The sequence below is a fragment of the Pseudomonas sp. FW305-E2 genome (assembly GCF_058782925.1).
The window spans coordinates 88,563-107,743 of sequence record NZ_JBYSYE010000009.1 but is presented as its reverse complement, the minus strand read 5'-3'; the positions used below and the strand labels follow the sequence as shown (position 1 = coordinate 107,743).

General features: G+C 57.1%; 20 protein-coding genes. 13 read left to right on the top strand and 7 right to left on the bottom strand.

Going from position 1 to position 19,181, the window contains the following annotated elements:
- Positions 1-54: 54 nt before the first annotated feature.
- Entirely contained in the window at positions 55-1,146 is a 1,092-nt protein-coding gene (xenA, locus tag AC3WLP_RS10905; RefSeq protein WP_012051488.1) for a xenobiotic reductase XenA, read from the bottom strand.
- Between the two features lie 49 nt (positions 1,147-1,195).
- Here xenA and AC3WLP_RS10900 point away from each other — a divergent pair, with 49 nt between their 5' ends.
- Positions 1,196-1,531 (top strand): ArsR/SmtB family transcription factor, encoded by a 336-nt coding sequence (locus AC3WLP_RS10900; protein ID WP_003254716.1) that lies wholly within the window; start codon positions 1,196-1,198, stop codon positions 1,529-1,531.
- A gap of 132 nt (positions 1,532-1,663) precedes the next feature.
- Here AC3WLP_RS10900 and mqo read toward each other — a convergent pair whose 3' ends face one another.
- Positions 1,664-3,301 (bottom strand): malate dehydrogenase (quinone), encoded by a 1,638-nt coding sequence (mqo, locus tag AC3WLP_RS10895; protein ID WP_012051487.1) that lies wholly within the window; start codon positions 3,299-3,301, stop codon positions 1,664-1,666.
- Between the two features lie 327 nt (positions 3,302-3,628).
- The gene (locus AC3WLP_RS10890) at positions 3,629-3,820 is read right to left on the bottom strand and encodes a YhfL family protein (protein ID WP_003254720.1); all 192 of its coding nucleotides are present in this window, start codon (positions 3,818-3,820) and stop codon (positions 3,629-3,631) included.
- A gap of 190 nt (positions 3,821-4,010) precedes the next feature.
- Between AC3WLP_RS10890 and AC3WLP_RS10885 the strand changes: the two genes are divergently transcribed.
- Positions 4,011-4,628: a LysE family transporter gene (locus AC3WLP_RS10885; RefSeq protein ID WP_003254721.1), complete on the top strand. Its 618-nt coding sequence runs from the start codon at positions 4,011-4,013 to the stop codon at positions 4,626-4,628.
- A gap of 95 nt (positions 4,629-4,723) precedes the next feature.
- Here AC3WLP_RS10885 and AC3WLP_RS10880 read toward each other — a convergent pair whose 3' ends face one another.
- Genes AC3WLP_RS10880 through AC3WLP_RS10870 form a run of 3 tightly spaced genes read right to left on the bottom strand, consistent with a single transcriptional unit; the run spans position 4,724 to position 8,710 of the window.
- Entirely contained in the window at positions 4,724-5,932 is a 1,209-nt protein-coding gene (locus tag AC3WLP_RS10880) for a hypothetical protein (RefSeq protein WP_088513430.1), read from the bottom strand.
- Between the two features lie 10 nt (positions 5,933-5,942).
- Entirely contained in the window at positions 5,943-7,841 is a 1,899-nt protein-coding gene (locus AC3WLP_RS10875) for a hypothetical protein (protein WP_014755665.1), read from the bottom strand.
- An 8-nt stretch (positions 7,842-7,849) separates the two neighbouring features.
- A complete protein-coding gene (locus AC3WLP_RS10870) occupies positions 7,850-8,710 on the bottom strand; it encodes an SH3 domain-containing protein (protein ID WP_003254727.1) in 861 nt (286 codons plus the stop codon).
- 640 nt (positions 8,711-9,350) lie between these two features.
- On the opposite strand from AC3WLP_RS10870, the gene AC3WLP_RS10865 reads away from it, so the two are divergent.
- From AC3WLP_RS10865 to AC3WLP_RS10815, 11 genes are all read left to right on the top strand, one after another.
- Entirely contained in the window at positions 9,351-9,614 is a 264-nt protein-coding gene (locus tag AC3WLP_RS10865) for a hypothetical protein (RefSeq protein WP_003254728.1), read from the top strand.
- Positions 9,615-9,749: 135 nt separating this feature from the next.
- Positions 9,750-10,022, top strand: coding sequence for a DUF3077 domain-containing protein (locus AC3WLP_RS10860; RefSeq protein ID WP_012051485.1), 273 nt, complete (start codon positions 9,750-9,752; stop codon positions 10,020-10,022).
- A gap of 178 nt (positions 10,023-10,200) precedes the next feature.
- Positions 10,201-11,724 carry a tyrosine-type recombinase/integrase gene (locus AC3WLP_RS10855; RefSeq protein WP_088513432.1) on the top strand — a complete coding sequence of 508 codons (1,524 nt, stop codon included), beginning with the start codon at positions 10,201-10,203 and terminating at the stop codon, positions 11,722-11,724.
- Positions 11,725-12,421: 697 nt separating this feature from the next.
- Positions 12,422-12,796, top strand: coding sequence for a hypothetical protein (locus tag AC3WLP_RS10850; protein ID WP_088513433.1), 375 nt, complete (start codon positions 12,422-12,424; stop codon positions 12,794-12,796).
- Positions 12,797-12,798: 2 nt separating this feature from the next.
- Positions 12,799-13,347 (top strand): hypothetical protein, encoded by a 549-nt coding sequence (locus tag AC3WLP_RS10845; RefSeq protein ID WP_088513434.1) that lies wholly within the window; start codon positions 12,799-12,801, stop codon positions 13,345-13,347.
- Positions 13,344-13,520, top strand: a complete 177-nt coding sequence (locus AC3WLP_RS10840) for a hypothetical protein (RefSeq protein ID WP_158249201.1) — start codon at positions 13,344-13,346, stop codon at positions 13,518-13,520. The genes AC3WLP_RS10845 and AC3WLP_RS10840 overlap by 4 nt, the downstream gene beginning before the upstream one ends.
- Before the next feature lie 280 nt (positions 13,521-13,800).
- Positions 13,801-15,336, top strand: coding sequence for a hypothetical protein (locus AC3WLP_RS10835; protein ID WP_088513435.1), 1,536 nt, complete (start codon positions 13,801-13,803; stop codon positions 15,334-15,336).
- A gap of 58 nt (positions 15,337-15,394) precedes the next feature.
- A complete protein-coding gene (locus tag AC3WLP_RS10830; RefSeq protein WP_088513436.1) occupies positions 15,395-15,829 on the top strand; it encodes a hypothetical protein in 435 nt (144 codons plus the stop codon).
- 392 nt (positions 15,830-16,221) lie between these two features.
- Positions 16,222-16,794, top strand: coding sequence for a recombinase family protein (locus tag AC3WLP_RS10825; protein WP_088513459.1), 573 nt, complete (start codon positions 16,222-16,224; stop codon positions 16,792-16,794).
- 41 nt (positions 16,795-16,835) lie between these two features.
- Entirely contained in the window at positions 16,836-17,054 is a 219-nt protein-coding gene (locus AC3WLP_RS10820; protein WP_088513437.1) for a hypothetical protein, read from the top strand.
- A gap of 367 nt (positions 17,055-17,421) precedes the next feature.
- Positions 17,422-18,033, top strand: a complete 612-nt coding sequence (locus AC3WLP_RS10815; protein ID WP_143516729.1) for a hypothetical protein — start codon at positions 17,422-17,424, stop codon at positions 18,031-18,033.
- A 63-nt stretch (positions 18,034-18,096) separates the two neighbouring features.
- On the opposite strand, the gene AC3WLP_RS10810 is transcribed toward AC3WLP_RS10815, so the two are convergent.
- Positions 18,097-19,011 carry a hypothetical protein gene (locus tag AC3WLP_RS10810; protein ID WP_256596069.1) on the bottom strand — a complete coding sequence of 305 codons (915 nt, stop codon included), beginning with the start codon at positions 19,009-19,011 and terminating at the stop codon, positions 18,097-18,099.
- Positions 19,012-19,181 lie beyond the last annotated feature (170 nt).

Sequence of the window (19,181 nt, the reverse complement as noted above, 5' to 3'; positions counted from 1 at the left end):
CTCTGTGGGTGCGGGCTTGCCCGCGAATGGGCTGCAAAGCAGCCCCTCCAAGGCTCAGCGGTAACGCTCGAGCCAGTGTGCATAAGGCGCCGGCAAGGTCCAGGACGCTTTTTCCACCCCCAGCTCCTTGGCCGCGAAGTAAGCCCAGTGCGGGTCGGCCAGGTGCGCGCGCCCTACCGAAACCAGATCCAGCTGGTTGGCCTGCAATGCGGCCTCCGCCAACTGCGGCGTACCAAAGCCCCACGCCGACGTCACGGGCAGCTTCGCTTCGCGGCGCACGCGCTCGGCAATCGGCCCCATGAACGCTGGCCCCCAGGGGATGTGGGTGTCGGGAATAGTGAAGCCGACACTCACGCTCAGCAGGTCGAGCCCACCGGCCTTGAAGCGACGGGCCAGTTCGATCGACTCTTCCAGGGTCTGCTCATCGCGGCCATCGTATTCCAGCACACCAAAGCGCGCGGTCAGCGGCAGGTTCTCCGGCCACACTTCGCGCACGGCAGCCAGTGTTTCCAGCAGGAAGCGGCTGCGATTTTCGAAGCTGCCACCGTAGGCATCGGTGCGCTTGTTGGAGTGCTCGGAGAAGAAGCTCTGGCCCAGGTAGCCATGGGCAAAGTGCAGTTCTATCCACTCGAAGCCGGCATCACGCGCACGGCGGGCGGCATCGACGAAGTCCTGCTTGACCCGGGCGATATCGTCCAGCGTCATTTCGCGTGGCACTTTCGGCAGGTGCGCGCCAAAGGCAATGGCAGACGGGGCAATGGTCTCCCAGCCGCGCGCGTCGTCGGCGGCAATGTGGTCATCACCCTCCCACGGGCGGTTGGCGCTGGCCTTGCGCCCGGCGTGGGCGATCTGGATACCCGGCACGGAGCCGGCAGCCTTGATGGCCTGCACCACCGGTACGAACGCCTGAGCGTGGGCATCGCTCCAGATACCGGCGCAACCGGGGGTGATACGCCCTTCCGGCGCCACAGCAGTGGCCTCGACCACCAGCAAACCGGCACCACCACGGGCCAGGCCGGCCAGGTGTACGTGGTGCCAGTCGTTGATCATGCCGTCTTCGGCCATGTACTGGCACATCGGCGGAATGGCGATACGGTTACGCAGGGTGACGTCTTTGAGGGTGTAGGGTTCGAACAGTGCGGACATGGGAAACTCCGGGTTCAATTGAATACTGTTGTTCGATCATAATCGAACTATGGCAATTAATGAAACCCCCGTTATCATGTCAACCATGCGAGCCTATAAACATCCCAACCCCGACGACCTCATTCTTGAACGCCTGCTCTATGCGCTCAGCGACCCCGTGCGCCTGGAAATCGTCCGCCACCTGGCCGGCGTGGCCGAGGCCAGCTGTGGCGAGCTGGATGGAGGTCGGCCGAAGTCGAGCATGTCCCACCACTTCCGTGTGTTGCGTGATGCAGGGCTGGTGCAAACCCGCAATGTGGGGACTACCCATATGAATTCGCTGCGTAGCGAGATGCTGGGCGAGCGGTTTCCCGGGCTGCTGGAGTGCATCCTGCGCCAGCAGTGATACCTGTGCAGGCCTCTTCGCGGGTGAACCCGCTCCTACCAGGGATGGCGATAAGCCTGAGGGTTGCGCTGTGCTTGGCAACAAAAAAGCCACGAGGTCTCCCCCGTGGCTTTCTTTCACAACAATGGCCGGTTACAGCGCCATGTCGTTCTCAGGCTTGCTCTCAACCGGCTTGCTTGCCGCGCCACCGAATTCAACGCTGGCGTCGATCACCGGCGGTTTACCCAGTTGCAGCACTTCAGCGGTGTAGTTCCACTCTTTCTGGGTGGCCGCTGCCGAGTCGTTCAGCTTGGTGCCGTAGCTCGGTACGATTTCCTTGATCTTGGCCTGCCACTCCGGGGTAGCGACCTTGTCCTTGAACACGGTTTCCAGCACGTTCAGCATGATCGGCGCAGCGGTCGAAGCACCTGGCGAGGCACCCAGCAGACCCGCGATGGTGCGGTCTTCGGAAGCCACCACTTCGGTACCCAGCTTCAGCACGCCGCCCTTGTCGGCATCACGCTTGATGATCTGCACACGCTGGCCGGCCTGCCACAGGCGCCAGTCTTCCTTCTTGGCATTCGGGAAGTAGGTGCGCAGGGCTTCGAAGCGGTCATCGTCAGACAGCATCAGCTGGCCAGCGAGGTACTCGACCAGCGGATACTGGTCGATACCCACCTTGGTCATCGGCCACACGTTGTGGGTGGTGGTGCTGCTCAGCAGGTCCAGGTAAGAACCGTTCTTCAGGAACTTGGTCGAGAAGGTAGCGAACGGGCCAAACAGGATGACGCGCTTGCCGTCCAGCACACGGGTGTCCAGGTGCGGGACCGACATGGGTGGCGCACCGGTCGAGGCAATGCCATAGGCCTTGGCCATGTGCTGCATGGCAACGGTCGGGTTCTCGGTCACCAGGAACGAGCCACCCACCGGGAAGCCTGCGTATTCCTTGGCTTCCGGGATGCCCGACTTCTGCAGCAGCTTCAGCGCGCCGCCGCCGGCACCGATGAACAGGAACTTGGCGTCGGTGGCCGACTCGGTACCGTCCTTCAGGTTCTTGTACTCGACGTGCCAGGAGCCGTCCTTGTTGCGGGTGATGTCCTGCACTTCGCTGGACAGCTTCAGGTCGAAGCCTTTCTGGGTCTGCAGGTGGCCAACGAACTGGCGGGTGATCTCGCCAAAGTTCACGTCGGTGCCGATTGGCGTCCAGGTCACGGCCAGCTTCTGGTTCGGGTCGCGGCCCTCCATCATCAGCGGGACCCACTTGGCGATCTGCGCGTGGTCCTCGGAGTACTGCATCGGACGGAACAGCGGGCTGGCCTGCAGTGCGTCGTAGCGTTTCTTGAGGAACTTGATGTTGTCATCGCCCCACACGAAGCTCATGTGCGGGGTGGTGTTGATGAACGAGTGCGGGTTCTTCAGCACGCCCTGGCGTACCTGCCACGACCAGAACTGGCGGGAAATCTGGAAGGCTTCGTTGATTTCGATGGCCTTGGAGATGTTGACGTTGCCGTCCTTGTCTTCCGGGGTGTAGTTCAGCTCGGCCAGCGCGGAGTGGCCGGTACCGGCGTTGTTCCAGCCGTTGGAGCTTTCTTCGGCCACGCCATCCAGGCGCTCGACCATTTCCATCGACCAGCTTGGCTCCAGCTCGTGCAGCCACACGGCCAAGGTGGAGCTCATGATGCCGCCGCCGACCAGCAGCACATCTACTTTCTTGGTTTCTGCAGCGTGCGCTTGCATGACGCTTGCAGCGACCGCCAGACCCAGCAAGGTCTTGCCAGCTTTCTTGAACATTGATCAATTCCAGTCAGGAGAACAGAGGGAGGGCCTGTGGCTGGCCCCGGTAAAGCGTGTTCTTCAGCGCAGGCTTTTTGTTGATCATTGTTCAGCAGCCAGAGAACCAGAAAACGGCTCGGCCTTTGGTCGAATTGACCGACAAGGCTGAATCGTTTTTCCGATTGTATCTGAAATGCCAGCACAAACAAATTGCAGGCCGGAGCGTCAAGGCGACCGGTTGCCCCAGCGGCAGTTTGTCACGTCAAAAACAAAAACCCCCGGCCATGTGCATGACCGGGGGCCTTGGATCACGCCGCAAGCGTCGCGATCAGGGTACCGCCAAGATTACTGCTGCTGAGGCAGTTTATCGATTGGGCCGCAGCCACCGATGATCTTGGAGATGGAAACCGAAGGGTGGAACAGGTAGTCGTAGGTGCAGTTTTTCGGTTGGTTGTAAACTTGGCCAGTGCAACCCGACAGCAGGGCAACACCCGAAACGACAGCAACGGCAACGGTGGCCTTGAACAGCTTTTTCATTACTCAGTCCTTTAAATGAATCATCTTCGACCATCGTCTGATGGCCGCGGAATCATACAGACTCCAGGCATTGGATCCAAGCCGCACTTGGCACAGGTTCTTTGCAACTGTGCAACAACAGGTTGAAAAGCGCGCCGTTGGCGACGATAGTTCAGCGCACTGCCTTCGCAATGCCCAACAGGAACTCACCATGCTTGGCGTCACCGACTACGGCGCATTCGTCATCGCCTTCCTTATTCTTCTGGCCATCCCCGGCCCGGGCAATTTCGCCCTGATCACCGCCACCGGCAAGGGCGGTATCAAGGCAGGCCTGGCCGCGACCTGTGGCGTTATCGTGGGTGACCAGGTGCTGCTGTGGCTGGCGGTAGCCGGCGTCGCCACCCTGCTGGCCACCTACCCTGCCGCCTTTCATATGGTGCAGTGGGCGGGGGCTGCATACCTGGCCTACCTGGGCCTGCGCATGCTGCTGAGCAAACCCGGTGGTGCAGCACACACCTGCCGCATGGACAACGGCCAGTACCTGCGCCAGACCATGATGATCACCCTGCTGAACCCCAAGGCGATCATGTTCTACATGGCGTTTTTCCCGCTGTTCGTCGACCCGGTGAAGCACCAAGGGCTGGTGACGTTCGGTTTCATGGCGGCGACCGTGGCGGTGGTGACCTTCCTGTATGGGCTGATTGCCGTGGTGCTGACCCATCAACTGGCCGAGCGCATGCGCGCCAACCCGCGAATTGCCAATATGTTCGAGCGGCTGGCGGGGGCTTGCCTGGTGGGATTCGGCATCAAACTGGCGGCGATGCGCTGATCCCAAGCCCGACAGTGTCCGGGCACACCTGACAGCAAAAAAAGCCCCCGGCAACTCAGGGTTCCCGGGGGCTTGTTCACTCAGCCATTACCCAGTCAATTGGTTTCCAGCTGATACGCCTTGCTCACGAACAACGCCGCAAACAGGCTCTTGCCTTCCTTGAAGGTGTACTGCTCTTCGAAACTGCCGTCTTCGACCAGCTTCTGCCCGATGGCGCACTCCGAGTCGCTGTGGTTCTTGGCCTTGGCGCCAAAGTCACTGCTCCACGACGACAGCCCAACCTCCTGGCAGAAGGCTGCGAACTTCGCCTTGGGGACTTGCTGCTGGTAATCGCTGAAAGCCTCTTTCAGCGATTTGAAGCCACTGTAGCTCACCGAGTAGTTCTCGACCTTGGCCTTGCGGGCAAAGCCGCTCACCGCTTCAGCCAACACCGCCTGGCCGGTGTACGGGCTGTACGCGCCAATCAGCATCGCGCTCAGGGCACTCTTGAGCTGGGTTTCGACATCGTCCAGTTCCGGCAGCGACTGGAAGTCGGCCTTGCGCACGATCTCCCCCACCTTGGAGCCGTCGTTGCGGTGGGTGACCACGAACGCCATCGAGCCTTCGCCATCGCTGGAGCGCTTGATGGTGAAGTCCAGGTCGACCGTGGTACCAAAGTCACCGGTACTGCTGACCAGAAACGCGCCGGTTACTGGCTGGCGCACCGCCATGTTGGCGCCCCAGGTGAAGTTCGACGGGACGGCCCGACCATTGGCGGCCAGCTCGGCACGTGGCTGGACTTCGTCGCTGACATCCGCCACCAGCACGACTTCGGCCCCCTTGCTGGCAACGTAAGGGTTGCCCATCTGCATGCCCAGCAACTGGATATGAATGCTGCCATCCTTGCTGTCTCCGTCATGGGCCAGCTTCAGCGCATCAGCCTTCAGGTACACCCCGGCCACATTGCGGCTGACATTGAGCTGGTACTTGGCCCAGCCCGCCAGGCCTTCTTCAGCCGAACCACCCTGTACGGACTCCATCAAGCCCGACAGGCCGCGCATGAACTGCTGGGCGCCATTGGTCTGCGCCGCCGCCACGCGGATCTCCGGGTCGGCTACCGTCAGGTTGCCGGAAAACGCCGAGTAGGAAATGTCCCCCTCAGACAGCACATCCTCAAGGAAATAGCGCTCCTTGAAGTCGTCGTAGTAGGCCAGCGCAGCCTTCTTGCCCGAGCTGGCGACCATCGCATAGCCACCACCGAGCACCAGCACCGCTGCGGCCACACCGCCAATCAGCAGCTGCTTCTTGTTCATCTGTTTGATCATGGTGTTTGCCTCACTGGACCATGGCGGAAGCGTTGTTCCAGTCGTTCACGTACTGTTGGGAGACCTCGGGGGTCCAGCTGAAATCGATACCGGCGTTGGGGAATTCCTTGGCCAGCACGGCGCCGAACGACACGCGGTCGGCACAGTGGTCCTGTTTGCAGGCCTCCGGCTCACCGGCGCTGTAGGCACGGTAGGTAGGCACGGCGCGGCCGTCGTCCAGCGGGTAGTACGGCGTGGCGTTGGCCACCTGGGTCACGTACCAGCCTTCGCTGTATTCCTCGTCCGCAACCAGGCGGCCGTTGCTCGGGAAGTCGATGCTGTAGAAGTCACCTTTCTTGCCGGTAACGTGCACCATCATCGGCACTACGCTGGCCGAGGTCGCAGGGTTTTGCTGCTCCAGTGGCGAAGCGAAGCGCACCTTGATACCGGCCATCTGCGCCAACGCCTCGGTTTCGCGCCCCTTGAAGTCGCTCATGCCGTCCTGCAACTGCTGGTAACGTTCCAGCACACGGGTGTGCACGCGGGCCAGTTCCTGTTGGCGCTGACGCTGCTCACGCACACGCTGCTGCTCGCGCTGTACCGCCCAGTTGGCTCCGTCGCGCACATCGAAGAACAGGCCTTGGCGGTTGATGCCGATGCGGTTGCGGGTGATTTTCTGCGCGTCGTTGCCCCAGATGTTGTTCGAGATCGCCGACAGGTCTTTGACGATGAACAGGTTGGCCACATCGGTGGTGGTCGGCGAGGTGGTCTTGATCAGGTCGAAGATTTCCAGCGCAGCTTCCTTGTACTTGGTCGCGTCCAGGGCAAACGACTCGTCCGGGGTGACCGCGACGTAGTAAGGGTCGCTGCCGAACGGGCGGAGCACGCCGTAGCTGGAGCGGGTGAACGTCAGGTACACCTTCATCTGCCGGCCTGGGATCTCGCCGACCAGGAACGCGGCCTGGTCAGCTTGCGGCGTGAGATAAGAAACGGCCTTGTCCTTTACCGCAGGCTCAAGGTGCTTGTTGAAGATCAAACCACTCGGGTGAGCATAAACGCGGGTCCAGTTATCACCCCGGTAGGTACCCACAGCCTTCCAGCTGATTTTGTCGAAGCTGCCTTCACCAAAGCCGGACGCTGGGCACGGCATGGCCGGGGTGGTGCCGAACGACAGGGTATCGCCATCGCCGATGATCGAGGTACTGAGCACCCATTTGCAGCCGGTGCCGTCCGTTACCTGCATCAGGTTGCGGTTTTCCAGGACCACCGAGCGACCGAAGTCCGAAGTGGGGGCTGCGGCGACTGCTGTGGCAGGTGCCGGAGCGGGCGGCACAACAGGGGCTGCTGCAGGGGCTTCGGGGGTTGGAGCTGGCTCTGCGGCTACGGCTGGCGCGGGCGCGGGGGCCGGAGCGGGTTTTGCCTGCGCAGGTGCGGCTTCGACCACTGCCGGCGCCGCTGCAGCAGCAGGGGCTGGGGCTGGGGCCGGAGCAGGTGCCGGTGTCGGTGCAGCAGCAGCCGGTGCTTCTGGCTGTGCAGGTGCCGGAGCGGGGGCAACTGCTGCAGCCGGCGCCGGGGCGGCAGTGGCAGGCGCAGCAGCCAGAGTTACCAGCCCCAGGTTGCTGGCATTGCCCGAGCCGCTGGCGTACAGGTTGCCCTTGGCATCGACCGCCTTCCAGCTCACCTTGGCAGTCGAGCAGTCCTTGGCGAACACGAACGGCAGCTTGGTCAGCAGGCCTGACAGCAGTTCCTGGTTATCCCAGGCCGGGCGGGTGATGGTCAGGTCGACCTGGGGTTTGCACCAGGTGGTGGCATCCCCGGGCACTTCGACCTTGATGTTGTCTTTCTTGGAAAAGGCCAGCTCGTGGGCGAACGCCTGCGGTACCAGACCACAAGCGCCGATCACAGCCAGCGCGAGCGCGTGCTTTTTCATGGAGTTCCTCAGATCAGTTCCCAGGTGCCGTTGGCTTGTTTGCAGAAGGTGTTCTGCTCTTGTTCGGTCTGGCCGCTTTGCGATTTCAGGCTGACGGTGACCGGGCGGCAGGCCGCTTCGGCGGCAACTGTCTGGGTCGGCAGCGACTGCACCGAGTCCAGGTCGAAGCCTTGGGTTTCCTTGCTGGCGGCAACGTCCAGCTCGTCCAGGTTGACGGCTGGCGTTACACGCTTGGCAACCGCTTGCGCCTTGGGCTCGACGTAGTTCTTGTGCACATAGCCCACGGTCACACCCTTGCGGCCGACCAGAATCCAGTCACCGGTGGAGCCCACGGCGGTGAATTCGGTGTGGTTCTTCAGGCTGCCGACTTTCTCGCCAGCCTGGTTAGGCGCGGCGCGCACGTTGAGGTTGTCGCTGATGGTCACATACGGCTCGTTGATCAGCTTCATCGACGGCACCGCCTGGATCTTCGGCGCGCGCTTGACCTCGACCTGCTTGGTCTTGGTGTATTCCTTGCCCGGCACGATCTGCGCGGTGGCGCCGGAATGGTCGGACTTCCAGGTCACTGGCTGGGCACTGGCAGTAGTTTGCTGCTGGCTCAGCACTTCCTGCGTACGCAGCGCCAGGGCTTGCTGGTCCTTTTCATCGAGCATGTGGCCGATGCGGTTGCCCACGTAGGCGCCAATGCCACCTGCGATCAGCGCGGCGGCGATCTTGCCGTTGCCACTGCCCATGGTCGAGCCGATGGCCACACCGGCCAGGCCACCGATCACGGTGCCCGCTTGCTCTTTGCTGATCCCGAGCTGTGCACAGGCCGTGGTAGAGGCGATGGCGACCGCCAGAAGGGACGCGACGAATTTCTTACGCAAGTGGAGCACTCCATTTTCGGTGGGGCGCACAGCCGCGTACCGCAGCCAATGGTTGGCGGCAGCATTCGAGTTTGTGCGGGGTTTTCAGAAATTGTGCAGCACTGGCCGCAGACGACAATTCAGCCGTCCAGCGAGGGGCGCAGGGGGAGACCAGTACGGCGCAAAGCATCCAACGAATCCATGTCAGGAAGAGTTCATCGCCCAGCGCGCGTAATCATTACGGCGTGTGGCCTGGGCGTGAGAGGCGTATCAGAGCGCCGCATTGTAGCCCAAGGTGCCATTGTCAGTTCAAGACAAAATGTTGCAGGAAGCCTGTCTGATTGATTAGTAGAAATCCGTCCTACAACTTCTACTCAGAATTATCCCCTTCCTTGTAGGGCGTTTCCCAAACATACTGCCAACCCGCTCAAACGGTTGCGACGGATTCGGTCGCGCTCTAGTCTCGGCTCGTCGTTGTGAAATCAGCGACCGGCTTTGACAGGCCGACTACTCAAGTTTCCGTTGCAGCGCTTGATGGCAGCTGTGCATGGGGCACATTCGTGTGCGCCGGGTCCTTGGGTACCGGTCTGTCAACCCATGTATAGCTGCCTCCATTCGTTTGACAGCGTTGCCAGGCGGCTCCACTACCCAAGGAGCTTACATGCGCAAGACAGTCCCCGATCCACCCTACTCCCCCCATTCCACCCAGATCCTGCAAGACACCCTGGTCCAGTCCTCAGAATACGTACTCTGCGCCCTGTCCGTGGCCCGCCAATCCGTGCAACTCAAACCCACCGCCCACAGCTCGATCGTGATGCAGGCCGTGATCCATGAAATGGAAGCGGTACAGGGGCTGGTCGAGTCGGCGTTGATGCAGTTGCAGATGCGGCCGCATTTACCCACAGAGCCTCACACCTTGCATTAGCAGGTCAGGCCTCTTCGCGGGCACGCCCGCTCCCACAGGTCACCACAGCCGTCACGCACTGCACAGTACCTGTGGGAGCGGGCGTGCCCGCGAAGAGGCCAGCCCAGGCAACCCAGAATCCAGGGAAACAAAACAATGCCCACCGACAACACAACAGAACCCACCACAGTCGGCAAGACCTGCTTCTACCAAGGCGAAAACAACACCCACCCGCTGTTCCGCATCGAACCCGGCATCCCCTGCCAGGACGCCCGCGAACAGGCGTCCGAACTGATGGGTTACGTGCGCGACCTGATCATCACCGGCCTGATGGACGGCGACCAGAAACTGATCTGGGCCTCGCATTACCTGAGCGCGATGGCCAAGGCGCTGTTGGATGATGCTGAGTTGGGGATGATGAAAAAGTAAGGCGCAACGAAAAAGCCCCCGAAAGCTTTCGCTTCCAGGGGCTTGATCTTGTATGGCGGAGAGATAGGGACTCGACACAAACGACCTTCAGCCCCAATAAACACCGTAATCATTGGCTTTCAGACACGTTTTACGTACAATCCCTACGTACAACAGCATATTCCTGAGCTAGCACCCGATGGCAGACAACCTACAGCTTCAAGGCGGCACATGGCACGTGCGGCTGGAAATTCCCGCCGATGTCCGCAAGTCGTTCGGCGGTAGAAGAATCCTGAGCAAGTCACTAGGCACCGGCCACCGTTCCGAGGCCATCAATCTTCGCCTACCCTATCTCGCCAAGTGGAAGGCTGACATTGCAGCAGCCAGGGCACAGCTCGCTGAAGCCAAGGTGCAGATGCATCAATACAAGGAAGGCTGGAAGCCTCAGCTAGCAGCATGGGGTCACGAGGTCGACAAAGAAACCAGTGGACGCTTTATGGAAGTTGCAAAGGGCACGCGCAACACCAAGGATATCGCCTCGGTAGAACGTGAAGCAGGGAAGCAAAAGGTCCTAGATGAGCTGTACGAACTAGCAGCAGCACTGGAAGCCAAAGGTGTTCCCGGCGTCATTGCTTTTATCGACAATAAGCGATTAGAGATGCCAGATAGTCCGTTAGAGCGTGTTCAACATACCGCTGAATTTAATCGCGAGCTAATGGTGATGATGACCGCCTCGCACTACGACCTGAACGACGTTGAAGCAGCAGAAGCCAAGGCAATAGCATTTGAGCCAAGCAGCTATAAACCCAAATCACCGATCACGAAGGCCCGACTAGCGGCATTTCGTGAGATCCGAGAACAGAGTGTTGCCCTGAGAAACGTTGATCAGCAAGAATCTAAGCTCAAGAAGTTATCAGCATTCCTCGCAGAGACAGGCAAACCGTTGGACTTCGACACGGTGGCCAAGTGGCTCGATTCGCTGGGTGTCGAGTCCAAGACGAAAGCACAATACATCACTGCCGGTGCCACTTTCTGGAAGTGGGCTATGAAGTACGATGCCCAGTGGAGAGAAGACTACAAGGGTGCCGTTAACCCGTTTGAACACCATGAGCTTCCGCAGCTCAGGGGCAGGGCGAGGGCCGATACCCAGCGGGTGGACTTCTCGCTCAGCGAACTGGCTCAGTTGTACTCTGCCGCTGTCACCGAGGGGAATAATGCACTCGCTGATCTGATCCTGTTGGGCACATACACTGGCGCACGAATCGAAGAACTTTGCCAGCTTCGCACCGAGCACGTTATAACAGATGACGGCGTGCAGAGTTTTGACATTGTAGATAGTAAGACTGTAGCGGGGATTCGTGTCGTACCGGTACACCCCGCCCTGACTAGCGTGGTGCAGCGTCTTATGGCGGACTCAAAAGATGGTTATCTCGTACCATCCAATTCAAAGAACCAGTACGGCAATCGGTCAGACCTGCATAGCAAAGCGTTCGGCAGGCTCAAGAAATCGCAGGGGTTCGGCTCCCGCCATGTCTTCCATAGCATACGAATGACCGCCATTACCCAGCTTTGGCGTGCCGAAGTAGCCGCCCCACTAATCGCGGAACTGGTGGGTCACGAGACACGCCTAGTAACCTTCGACATATATAGCCAAGGCGCCAGCGCTGTTCAAAAGCTCACGGCCATCTCAAAACTCCCGACCTTGCCTATTATCGAGGCTTGAAAAACTTGCCCCGCTCACAGCGGGGCAAGGCTTACCCCGTAAAGTGGCAAAAATAAATCTTACAAACGCATGCCTGAGCTATTGACAAATACAGATATATGGTATAATTGCGTCACAAGTTTGGTGTTGCATCCAACTTTCCTAGAAGTACCCCCGCTTGACCATCTATAAATGCCAATACTCGACTGACTCGGAATGGTCCAGCTCGTGTGTTACCCCGTTTTCAGTCCGGGTATATGACTGAAGATTTGAAAATGCGATTACCAGTTGCACCGGCTTATCAAGATCAGTAATTCCACCTTGATATCATGGTTATACCCACGGCCAGTGGGTGCAGCGAAGCTGGCCACTTATTTATAGGCTTGCCCGCAAGGGGCGGCACAATGCTTGTTCACGCAAGCACACAACACTACAGCTCAAGACTTAATTAGCCCGAAGCTCTGTATCGAGTGACGGGCTTATTTCGCCCACTGAAAAACTCTAACTCATGCAGGTAACAATATATGCAAAGACCGCTACGTCGTAGCACATGCGAAGTTTGTGGAAGAACACACTATTCAAGAAGTCCACTAACCCGCTTTTGCGGATCAGCTTGCCAGTCTCGCAACTGGCGCAGCAAGAACAAAGAAACACAAGCAGAACTTGAGCAGCTCTACATGACTCAAGAGCAAGAAGAACACGTAAAGGAAGCAGCTTAATGCCAAGCAACAACATATACCTAGAAGTGCTCAAGGGAAGCGGAGCAATTTTGAGCTATTTCCTAGAGCTGCCAACCACCCAGTCAATCGCGGTGGATTATGTCGAAGCGACAAGGGAAGAGCTTACTTACCTGTCAGCATTGGTTGACCATATCCTGCCCGCCGGCACAGTAGTTACTCTAGCCCACCTAGAAGCCCACAGGAGCCGCGTTAGAGAAGCGAAAGCAGTCAAGACAGCCCAGCATATAGAAGCAGCCCCCAAGGCCGCTCAGAAGCCTTCCCAGAGCGTTACAGCGGCCACCAACAAAGACACGCAAGATAAAGCACGTACATTTAAAGCCGGACTCAAACCGGTGAGCAAACCAAGGAAGTAACTATGACCACGAAATACGAATACGGCGTTAATGTTGTTGAAATTCACCCGCACTCTGATGATGACTTGCAGAAGTTAATTGCAGCCAAGCAAGATAGCTATAACCGAGGCAGCGAGACTCTTTACTACAAAGATAAAGCGGCCCATATCCACTGGCATCGCAGCAAACCGTTAGAGCCTGCCGCCATGGAACTTTTTGAAGAAATGGCGAAGGGGTATACATTGGTGAAGCTGGCATTCAACCCACCGCTGGATGTATTTGCTGTACTGCGTAAGCCAGAGAAGATAATTAAAGCCGAACTTGTTGAAGTGGCGAAGTCTGCTCGCAAAGAATATGACCAATCTCGCCTTGAATTGAATATCGCTGAAACTGAACGCCAGGTGAAGTTCAGCGTAGATCAAGTGAAGCGTGCAAAAGAAGCAGCGGTAGCAGAAGAAGCAGCAAAAGCAGCGGAAGCACTGAAGCAGGTTCAAGAAGCAGCGGCCTTGGCTGACCTGCTTAAAGCCTACGCCGCACCGGCAGAAGCCACAGCAGAAGAGAAAGCAGCATGAACGACGAATACGTACATGGTGAAGGGATGCGGCTAACGTTTACCCCTGCCGAGTTTGAAGTTCTTTGTGCCCAGGCACGCAAGCACAAGCTGCCCGTTCGCAAGTTCGTAAGCTGGATGGTCAAGTGCTTCATTAACTCTGTGCCAAATGAAGACACGGATCGGGCGAAGTAGTCGCCCCTTCCGACTCGCCCGGCAACATCGGTGAAGGCCGCAGGTAGTATAGAACTTGTCCGCCTTAATTGTTCAAGCCCGCATGGCACTAGGGCTTCAGCCCAATCCCCATAAACAATTTCAGCAGGAACCCATATGCGAATCTCAGTATACCGGCCTGAACACCAAGCGAAGTTGCTTCGCTTAATGGAACACACAGGCGCCATTAACCCTACCCGAGTGGTAGAACAATTGATTGAAGAAGCTGCCATGCGGCTTGATTCCCTAGAGAGCGGAACGAATGTCAACGAGCAACAGCAAGAAGAGCAGCACTCGTAACTACAGTTACATCTGCTACACCTGCAAGACCCCTTACACAGGACGCCGGGAACAGGCGGACAGGACAAAGCGCTTCTGCAAAGATAGTTGTAGAAAGGCCAAGTCAAGACAGCCCGACAAGGCCGCAAAGCGGCAGTCCCGCATAGAAGATCAGTTCACCCGGTTCTGTAAGAGCAGCTTCGGGCAGTGGGTAGTCAGAGAATGTATCAAGGCGAACACCGTCTGCATCATGATGACCCACACCACCGCTTCGCTATTCGAGCTAGAGCAGTTCCACAACCGGTACTACAAGTGCTATGGCTTCAACCCTGATGAGCGGAAGTCTGTGTACCACCGTTGCCACATCCAAGCCCGTATAGGCGTAGATGGGTCAGTAGGTGTGTTACACCCGCTTAACCTGTTCATCGGCCAATGGCGGCCCAATCAGCAAGCCGGTAATAAGTTGATATCTACCGATGCTGGGCTGAGCATTCCAGCTCACAAGCTGCTAAAGAAGTGGCAAGTAGACGTAGGCGATACCACCAAGCAGGTAGCAAAGAAGGTACGTGCCTTGCTGGGTGAAGAGTTCGTTGAATATCTGGCCCAATCCAGTGCTTTGAAGCTGGATACGCTGCACACCTTAGCCCGGCAAATCTACAACCGGCAGCAGAAAGGTACAGCAGTGCGGGAACTAGATGACCGCTATACGCTTGGCCAGCTTGAACAGCTGCCGCTTGAGCAGCTAGAGCTTATGGACGCCTACCAGCGTGGCAAAGATTCAGTCGCCAGGTTTAAGCCCGAACTGCACACCCGTGCTGCTCTTTGCGTATATGCAGATGAGCTAGAGCGGATGGCAGCGGTATCGCCATCACAGCGCCACCGAGACAACTGCACCTTTATGCTTGGTCTGGTACGGGTACTTGGCATTTACATCGCACAGGGCGAGTGCCCGGTAGATGGCAACCACAAAAGCTTCTTGCCACAACGGGGTATCGAATGGCAGCCGCTGACCTATATGAACTGGCAGCAGCCGTGGGGCACGCCCAACCAGCAGCTTATAGACGATGACCACAGTTTGCTGATCGAGAGCATCACCGACCACTGCTACCACGCACTATCGGGTGCAGACATTCCCAAGGGTTTGCTACGTGCTCGCCTGCTGAAGCGGCTTGATGTGGCCACACTGGTGCCTACAGTGCTTGTGCCTGATGAACAACGTTTTAAGAAGATGGGTACATGGCGTGATTACATCGCTGCTCTGAACGCCGATGCCGAGCAGGTATGGCAGCCATTGCTTGCACTATCCCTGTGTACCGCTGAGCAGGTTGAAGCTGCCCGTACCGGCTTACTTGATTGCCTACATGCAGCCATCGAAAAGGGCCGTCGAGACTACTTGGCACAACCCCGATTCAAGCGGATGTATCGAGACCGCTACTACGACCAATGGGGCTTTAAAGGCTACCCGGCACACCTTGAGTTCCCGCCAGTCGCAGCAGAGCCAGTAGCTGTTGCGGCGTAGGAGTGGGCTGAACCGATGATGATCCACGCTACTTGTCAGTAACAACGAAAACAACTCCATGAGAATGACCCAGAACAAGGCGCGGGTGCTCGAAGCACTCGCCCACATTGACCCCACCGATAACCTGTACCCGCCGTATAACGCTGCACGCCTTCAGGCTGTGCTGAGAGACGGCCTGGGCTACGGTGACTTCGATCTAGCCAACCTGACCCGTACATTGAAAGCTCTGGTGTCACAGGGGATGGTCAACTGCTCTGTAGAGCGAGTGGATATGTCCGGCACCAATGGGTGCATACACAGGTGGTTTGAGCAGAAGCGGCTGAAGTACTGGCCTGCCGATCTGGACCTTGATGCAATGCGGGTGGAATACAAGATCACCCCGGAAGACTACGACCTGAGGTTTCATAATTTTTTCCAGCGAAGGTACGGTCTACCAGAGCTAACCATGGAAGAGTTTCGGGCTTACAGAGCAGATCGAGCAGCCGCCAGATAACTAATGGAAAACTAACGCCATAACTAATCCAGTTGACCGTCATTTCGGGCCTGCTGGATGCCGCTACACGGCTACAGCCCAGTGTTTCCGGGGACTTGCACTATACGGGGTCAAGCGAGCAGCCACTTTCCCGCGTATTCCACATGATTTGTATGGAAATAGCGCCATCCCCTGTTGGTGATGGTAGAGATTCCGCCCTTTGCCGCTACGCCCGGCGGGGTCTTGGTAACTGGCTCGAAAGTAGGCTTCAGTGGGTTCAGCTGGTATCAGAAAACGACCGTTAAACGATGCCTTCAAATCCGGCTCGTTTAGGTATCAACAAAATAGGCTTTACTGGCCATTGTGATACCGATACAATGATCCCACGTTAAATGATCCCTTTGGTGATGCCGATGTCTCGTACCTTCCTTTACTGCCGTGTCAGCACTTCCAATCAGTTCACCGAGAACCAGGTACAGGACGTTAAGAACGCTGGCTTCGATGTACAGGCTAGCCGGGTCATAGAAGAGACGATATCCGGTAGCGTCCCTGCCAGTGAACGTCCCGGCTTCCAGAAGCTGCTTGAGCGGATGGAATCAGGTGATGTACTGATCGTTACCAAGCTGGATCGCCTTGGCCGTAACGCCATGGATGTACGGCAGACAGTAGAGCAACTGGCATCAACTGGTATCCGCGTTCACTGCCTTGCCCTTGGCGGCGTAGACCTGACCAGTGCAGCAGGGAAGATGACGATGCAGGTGCTTGGTGCTGTCGCAGAGTTTGAGCGGGATTTGCTGATCGAGCGTACACAGTCCGGCCTGAAGCGTGCCAAAGCAGAAGGCAAGAAGCTGGGGCGCCCTGAAGCCGTTGATACCACCAAGGCTGTGCAGAAGGCCAAGGCCAAGAATATGACACAGGCGGAAGTGGCAGCCGAACTCGACATCGGTATCGCCACCGTCAAGCGGCACTGGAACAAGGCGCTGTAAGGCCCTACGCTGCGGTATCTGCCCTATAACGAGAACGCCACATGGATGATAAAGCCACGGCTGATTTCTCAGCTACAGCCGACGCCCTAGAGCTGCTGCATATGAACCAGACGGCCTTGAGGGCAGCCATCGAGGAAGTAAGTACATGGATCAGGCAGCGTGGGTCTGTAAATGCCAACGAAAACATCATGAACTGCCTACAGGCCCTCGATGCCAACGCTGATGCCATCACTTCAGCGATTGAACGCCTTCGCACGTAGCCGCCTTCGGGCGGCTTTGTGCCGTCGTGGATATTCGGCAATTGTACTGTGCAGCTCGCTGTGGGCGGGCATGTAGCATTAAGCACCGATGCACTGATGAACCAGATTTGGTTCATTCCAGCTGATATTCCCGCCCTGATTCATAGCCGATATTCGGCTGTGGGCGATGGTCTGCGTGGATAGTTGGCCAGTGGTTACTTCAGATGAGATAGAAGGCCGTCGTGCTATCATATCGCCTTCACTAGAATAGAGGGTTGCCGATGGATGATGAAGGTGATTTCAAGAAGGCCCGAGGCTTCCTGTTCACGTACTCGTGCCTGGTGGTCGGCCATGGTACTTCAAGGCCGAGCTAACCCAGTTCAACCTGATGGGCGTCACCCTTGCCTTCGCCCATCGCAAAGAAAGCATCTGGCTGGTGGTCGCACTAGTCAACGCCTACTTCTGGTTCCGCTTCTACCAGCGCCTACCTCGAAATGCCCTCTACTTTGACGGGCCGATGCACGATCTTTATGACCAATCATTGGTGTGGCTTTCGGTCAGGTGGAAGCGTCGCGAACTGAAGCAACTGGCAGAGGAAAAACTTGCAGCGATAACCCCTCAGCCAGATAAGACGATGATAGGTTGGTACAAGGGTGAAGCTACAGGCAGGCAGTCTTTAGCCCAAGCTCAGTATCAAAACGGTGATGAAGCCCCGGACCTTCATCAGATTAGTCGGGCATATCGGACTCAGATGTATATATCTGTTGGCTACAGTTACACTGAAGGCAAGGAATGGATTCCGTTTCCGTTGTTTACTAGCACGAACTATCAGCCCGGTAAGGCCTTAACTTGGACGGCGAAGGCCTATGCAGTAACAAAAGGCGCCTTCGTCACTCCCTGGTTCACTGATTACATTGCCCCATTGCTATTGGGCTTTGTCAGCACTTGCATCGCCTTGTGGCGCTGGCTGGAAGCGAACTATCCCGCAGTGGGGAGTTGACGCTACGTAAGTATCACCAGTTTCGAACTCATCGCCTACGGGCAGCTGACGCGCTACATCCCGTCAACCACTAAAAGATGAAACGGGCAGGAAGGCTTCGCCGGTCTGAGAGGCGTGACGACGGACCCGGCGTATAACATCAACTAGTTGCATAACCCCACCCAACACCAGATAAACATGAGAGGCGTCAAGTAGTAGCAATGTAGTTTTCTTTCCCGATGCCTCGGACACCGCTACAGAAGAGTAACCAGCCATAGACAGGAACACCCCCATTGTATTATCGGCCTTACTCTCGACTTTTCCTCGAAAAACATCAATATCTGGCGACCCACTTTGAGATGCTGTGAACTTCAACTCTACAAGGTAGGTAGTCCCATCTACTGTAACCGAGCCATCAATTTGTCTACCATTGGCCTTATAAGGGCGCCTATTCTCAATTTCCGAAAAGGTCAAGAAATCGTAAAACCAGTTTTCAAATGCGTACCCGCCATCTGATGTACCCATCTGCGGGGCTAAATCGTTAAGACGCTGCTGCAGAACATCAATACTTACTCGCTGTTTCTGGGCAGCTTCTCGCTCCTCTCTAACTCGAGCTTTTATAGCATCACGTTCACGCTGGGTACGAACCTCTTCAGTTTGGCGGGCAATATATGCTTTTAGCTCCGCGACAGCGTTATGTGCCTCTTTAATTTTTATGGCAGAATCTTCCCAATTCCGAAGATCAGGAAATGACGACTGTTCAGCTAACGAGATAGCCATAGCGCCAATAACTGCCTTACCCTTATCAGACCGTTGCAACGCAGCAAACGTACGGTCTAGAAAGTCACGCTTGCTCTCTTCCGATGACCAAGTTGCCAGATGCGACTCTGCAACATGCGATTGCCTCAGAAACTTGCGAAGTGATTCTCTTCGCCAGAAAGACTTGAGAGCAGCTTCGTAGCAAAGCTGAACCAAATGAGCCGTGACTTTAACTGCCATATGGAAATGATCCTTTGCACTTCAACTGGTAGTACAGCTGCTTGGCAGCCTTTGGAAACTACACAAAATCGCTCGAACAGTTAGCGGATGTTAACCGAATCGACTAGCGATCGTCAGTATGCAAAATACCTGTGCTGGCTGACCACTACGAGCGATCGGCTCGTCAAGCG